We start from the raw sequence: 6099 nt of genomic DNA on the forward strand, positions 1-6099 counted from the left end.
AAACCATACTGAGATTTGGTTAAACTTAAAGCGTCCGGGAAGTTGTTATGAATGCTTGCTTCGTAAAACTCTTCTTCATTAAGTTCTTTATTTGCAACCCTGCTTAAACGTTCTCGTAGAACTTCTTTAAACAAAGTTCCTACTTCTCCATTTTGATAAATTGGAGAAAAATCAAATGGAACGTTCTTGGTTCGCCTATAAATAGGTTGGGCTGCCTCAGATTCAATTAATGCGCTTCGAATATTTGTATACTGCTTTCCGGGTTCCAGTATGAAAACCCCTTTCATGTTTCCCGTTGAAAATTTCGTTGCAAACTCATTTACCACACCGCCATGTGTAAAAAGAGCAGCGAGAAGAGCAAATAGTTTTTTTTCTTTAGGGAAATCTTGGATTTTTATCCAATAGTCAGGAATTGGATCTGCAAGACTGTCTATTCCAAGAAAAGACCGTAGTATCGGCTCATTGATGCCAGCTTCCTTATTTTTAAATTTTTCAATTGTCTGGACGTCGTAAATGACTTCCATCACTTGAACGATATCATACTTTGTCCAAGATGTTTTTAGGCTACTGAAATCAACATTCAAAGGCATTAAATCTTTTTGAATAAAATTATATATTCTGTTACATCTTGTTGTTTCTCGTCACTTCTTCCCATTTTACTGTGGATGTGATCTTTTTCTAGTACTGTTACGCTGTAGCCGGTTTTAAAAATTTCCTTTGCTAAGTCTTTAATTTGCAAAAGATTAATCATTCCAGTATCGCTATAGCTTAGTGCCAAATTCGCATCTTTATCATTTACTCCTTTAAATAATGCAGTAAATGCTTGATTAACTGTCGTCTTTTTGCAAAATGGTGATTGATGACGATCTTCACGATATCTTCCTTTGTGGGATACAGCTGGATAATCATAGCGTACTAGAGTTTCCAGAGCATGATAAAAGCGTGAATAGTGGACCGATTGATATGGAGGATCTGCATACACGATACTTCCCTTTTCTATCATTCTTAAACAATCTAAGTAATCAAGATTTGTTATTCGATATTCCTTAGTAGCAGTTCCATTTAAGGTAATACTTAATTCTCTAAATTTGCGCTCAAAATAATTCCAGATATTTCTCCTTCTGTAAATTAAAATGTCATCAATGTTCTTTTCGTTTATATCTCGATACTGTGCATAGTGCCCGGTACTTTGAGATACGTACGACATCGCTGAAATTAGTGAGGACATAATGGCAAAATATAATGGTTTATCTTTATATTTTTCAGCTACACACCTAAGTGAATCAATCCAAACACATTGCTCAAAGTTCCAATAAGTACCTGAATAATATTTGGCAAACAAGTGAAAGCCGATATGGAATTCTTTTTCAATTAGTCCTTGCTGAGCTTTTTCGATACTAATAATTTTTTTAATATCGTTTGTGCTATTGTAGTCAAAATCGAGGTCTAAGTACATCGCTCTAAATTCATTTACAAGCGCTGTGGCCTCTTCCTTAACCAAATCAATTGCCGTAACCGGTATGTTGGTTTTTAAATCGGCAAGGTACGTTTTTGCCAATACACCAGAATACGATTGTATATCATTGGAATGAATATTATATTTACCTTTCAAAGAAGCCCCTACTACGCTAGTGCCTGAAAATAAATCACAAAACCAAGTATTACTTACGCCTAATTCGTCAATTGCAGCAGTTACAAAGTCTATAATTTCTCTCTTAGACCCCATGTATTTTAATACATGGGGAATTTTGGAATCAACCGCCAAATCGTCTAAACCTTTTTCTTCGTCCATTAATTACTACTCCAAACTGAATTATTAAACGAAGATAGCGTATTTTCGTGGATCGTATGAGTTGTTTTGCGGCTAATATTTAGATTTTTTAGATAGCTCGGAAGATACTAAGTCCATATTAAAAGTGATTAATCTGTTGTAGGTTCTTCAATTAAATCTTCCACAAGTTGCATTCCCAGCCATTGCTTTAAGGCTAATAATTTTTGATAATTTTCTATGCTAACCGTTTTTCCTGAAGAAGCATGTGCGACAATTCTTCTCACCTCGTTTATAAAGTCAAACCAATCAGTTCTTTTATCTTTGCTGCCTTTCCCATACCCGAATTTTTTTTCAAATAGCTCCCAATTATCATGAATAATTTTTTTGTAATCTAGTAAATCGAAATAATATTCCTTTCCACCTCTTTTGTTTTTATCTTCCTCCATACGGCTAGAAACTTTGGTTCTGATTCCTTGTGGAATACCTTCATACCACCATAATTCATCCTCAGTTCCTAAATTAAATTTCAATTCATCAATTATATTGGTTTGCAGATTAATCTCCATTTGATCAATAATCTCTTTAGCATTCTTATTGGTTTGTTGCTTTTGTAAATTCTGCCATTCATCTAAACCCTCTGGATTAAATTCAGGCATGATGTTTCTCATACCTACCTGACATTGCATCGTTCGATAGGTTAAACCTTGAATACCGCGAAGATCCCTAAATGCTTTTCGTTGGCTGTCAGACAAACTGGCAAGAAATTGGCCTAATGCGATGCTGTACGGTTTGATAATATCTGCTAATTCCTGATTTGTATAAGTTACTAATTTCAACCCTTTTTTTTCTAAAAGGTCGAATAGGCTCCGTAAAACAGAGAAAATAGTAGCTACCCCATCGTTCATCGATAGCCCGCCGCCTAATGCTGAACCCAAATCCCACCAAACCCGATTTAGTAAAGCCACCTCACCAAGCCAAAAGTTAAGTATAAAAGTTGCGCGTTTTAAGGTATCCAAGTTATTACCATCCCATAGTGGCCCATACTCTAGCACATTTCCGCCACGTTCCTTTGCGATAAAAAATCCTTTCTTTTCAATTTGGTCAAATAAACTTTTCAGGGTGATGCACCTGATATAATCTTTTACGCCATCCGTGGTTTGAATTCGATTAAACAAGATGGAGCCCGGAGTATTATTCAAATCTTGAATACACTTTGATATGATAGCGCTTACGCGATCAGACAACTTATCTGAATCCCAGTGTAACTCTGCAAATAATTCCTGTAAAAGGGACTGTTTAACGCTTTTTTGCTTCGCATTAATGTCGATAAATAGCTCTGCCTGCTTGCTAGGTTTGAGACCTTCAAATGCCATTACCGACAATTTACTTTTGTGGGATTTGGGATGCCCTGAATAAGCATACAGGCGGTGTTGCCCGTCAATGATCCAAGCGGATTTATAAGCAGCTTTAATATCGAGCCAACCTAATATGCCTGCATTTATTTCGTCGTCTTGCTCCCCTTCTTGTTTGATTCGCTGAAAATTTAACCGGCTTTTATCAATATTAAGGATGATGTTGGTTGGAAATATTCCATCCTCGCTTAGGTATTCTCTGATTTTATTTAGTCGTGACTTTGTAAGCATCCGCTGGTATGTATTGATATCAGAAGCCTTGCCTTTTGACCGATGTGAAACATATGCAATTTTCAATAAGAATTCAGGTGAGATTGAAAACGAATAACAATTATTGCCACCCATTTTGCTTTTAATTGCCGGGATTTTTATTGACAGCCCAGGAATTTCTTTACCTGGTAACATATCTGATAAAATTTGATATTTCGCTGCAGGCCCTAAATGATTAACTAGGTTTTCGTAATAGGTCAAGTCCACATCATCAAATAGAATCACATTAGCCTGTTTTGCTCTTTCTTTATCATTATCATTTAAGATGGCTTTGCTTAAAAACATAATAAACACAGGCTGTTTTTTTACGCCATCATTTGAAAAATGATTTCTAATAGATTTAATAAATGGATCTTTAATCTGTGAAAATTTGCCCAATTCTTCCTGGAATTGTAATCGTTTTTTAAAGTCAGCTGAGGATTTGCATTCAATAGCAATCGCAACTTCGCGGTCAATAGCTACAATATCAATTTGAGATTTTGGTGAAGATTTTTCTTTGGGATTTATAATTAGTTGTGCACCACCTTCGGCCGATAGTTGTCCAAATCCCATTTTATAAAACATATTCCAAACACGGTCTTCCAATAAATATGAATGCTGTTTGTTTCTTTTAACCTGAATAGTTTTATTTAATTTTTTATAAAGCTCCCATCCTTGTTCAACGTATTCCGGTAAGTCGGCCGGATGTATTGTTTTAACTTCGAATACCCGCCCCTTTAACCGTGACAGGCCTGTTAAATTAGAAATATCCTTTATATTTTCAATCATGGTAATACAAAAGTATAGGTTTAGGGGTTGAACGAATTCCCATCGTTCAGCCTGCATAAATAAAAGGTTAAGTTAAAAATTATTGTTATTAAATTACTTATTTGATAAGTATATTATATAAAGGGATTATTTCAACGGCTATTTGATATCGTAATTTTTTTATCGGTGCGGGATTCTCGAAATGGGTAACAGATTTGCCGCTTATCTGCGAGGCCACAATTAAAGTATAAATATCAACCACCTATGATTCGAGAGTAATTTTTGCAATATAAACTTTACCACAGGGTGCATGATCAAATGGAACTCCTTCTTCGCCAGGACTTATTCTCCAAACACTTGTATCCGGCATTAAGAAGGAATTCAACAAGGCAGCCAGAACAAACGGTTTAGGACCGCAAGGTGCGATTACTACTTTGTGACTTTGAATTAGATTTTTACAAAGCAAGTTCAATACAAAATGCAAATAATTAATGTTATGTAACGGATATTTAAAAACCTTATCATCAGGCGTTAAAGACAACAATTCACGATGAGAATATTCAACGTCTGCAGTATATTGATTTCCGTTAGATGGATCCGTATAGAACAAGAATGGCTCAGCATCAAATAGTTCTTTTAGTCCAAACGCACGAATATTTTCATTACCAAGTCCGATAATTAATGCTGTTGGTTTTTGAGGTGAAGAAATTCCGTAATAATTGTTAATTGGTTGAACATATTTATTGGGAATGGAATGTTTTGGCGGAGGACTATATACTGACTGACTGTAAGAAAAATACAAATTTGCCGTATTTAACTCATGTTTTTCAAGTAGAGCAAAATATTTTATAATCCCGGAATACCATACACGTGTCATGCAGGAGTAATCTATAAGGATATTAATATCACCCTTAAAATCCAAGTCTCTAATCCATTCCAAGATATCACCATCATTGTTCCCAGATGTCAAAATTTTTTGATAACCCACTTTATCAAAATACTTGTCATTCTGAAGCCGAACTTGTTCATTTTGATAATTATCAAACGCAACAACTAGCTTTCTTTTGCTTAACAGTTTAAAATTTGCGTCCAGGAAAACGGCGCGGCTTTCATAGCCGGACGAAGTGATAGCCAAATCAAAAACAATTTCAGCCAACTGTTCGGGTTCGATCTCTTCGATTTTATTAACTATTTTCATCTGAGAAAAGTTCTCCTTGGTCAGGGTTATCAACTTTGGTCTTTAATATATCCGATAAACGATTTGCTTTACTTTCTACTCTTATCGGTAGCATATAGTATGGATAAAGAATGAATGAAAGACGAAATTTCTTATTTGTCAAAGAGTTGACCGTAAGGTTATCCGCCGGGTTTAATAAAACAAAGGCCCCTAAAAACAAGYCCAATCTGATTAGAGATATGTGCTTTTTATTTACGTTCTTATCCACAATGAACGTTCCATAAGGCCCCGCGTTAAATTGATTCTGTAAGATTTGATTTGAAAAAAACTTACCAATATGATCAATAAGTTTTCTCAATGAAAACAAGTCAACTCCCGATTCAAGATTGGAGTTTGGGTGAGTACCCCAAATCTCAACCGTTCGCTTACTTATTGCATATATTTCGTCAGATTGCAATTCAATGCTGAATGAGTTTCTTTTTTTAAATTGTTCCTTCATTGCATTCAAGAATAAATTTTCAATAATTCCAATAAGTAACCTCGGGTTACCATCCGAAATCTTACAGATATTTTCCCACCCATAATTAAAAGGATTTCTTATTCTGCGAGTTCTTCGAATCAATGTACCAGGTTCGTCGTTCTCCTTGTTCTTTTTACTTTCTTTCAGATAATAATTTCTATAAATAACTAACGGCGATATTTTCCGGTGAATTTCTGAATCT

5 protein-coding genes are annotated in these 6099 nt (G+C 35.2%); all 5 read right to left on the minus strand.

Annotated features, from left to right (window positions below; all coding sequences use genetic code 11):
- The coding region (locus AC1DRQ_RS28825) for a hypothetical protein (protein WP_477429176.1) at positions 1 to 590 on the minus strand (590 nt) is incomplete at its 3' end.
- Positions 590 to 1792 carry a DNA adenine methylase gene (locus tag AC1DRQ_RS28830; RefSeq protein WP_477429178.1) on the minus strand — a complete coding sequence of 401 codons (1203 nt, stop codon included), beginning with the start codon at positions 1790 to 1792 and terminating at the stop codon, positions 590 to 592. The genes AC1DRQ_RS28825 and AC1DRQ_RS28830, both read right to left, overlap by 1 nt.
- 128 nt (positions 1793 to 1920) lie before the next feature.
- Positions 1921 to 4221, minus strand: a complete 2301-nt coding sequence (locus AC1DRQ_RS28835; protein WP_477429180.1) for a DGQHR domain-containing protein — start codon at positions 4219 to 4221, stop codon at positions 1921 to 1923.
- A 241-nt stretch (positions 4222 to 4462) separates the two neighbouring features.
- Positions 4463 to 5398, minus strand: a complete 936-nt coding sequence (locus AC1DRQ_RS28840; RefSeq protein ID WP_477429182.1) for a hypothetical protein — start codon at positions 5396 to 5398, stop codon at positions 4463 to 4465.
- Positions 5385 to 6099 (minus strand): ORC-CDC6 family AAA ATPase (locus AC1DRQ_RS28845; protein WP_477429184.1); only part of this gene is annotated, 715 nt, incomplete at its 5' end. The genes AC1DRQ_RS28840 and AC1DRQ_RS28845, both read right to left, overlap by 14 nt.

This window comes from Mucilaginibacter sp. P4_E8 (assembly GCF_056401495.1).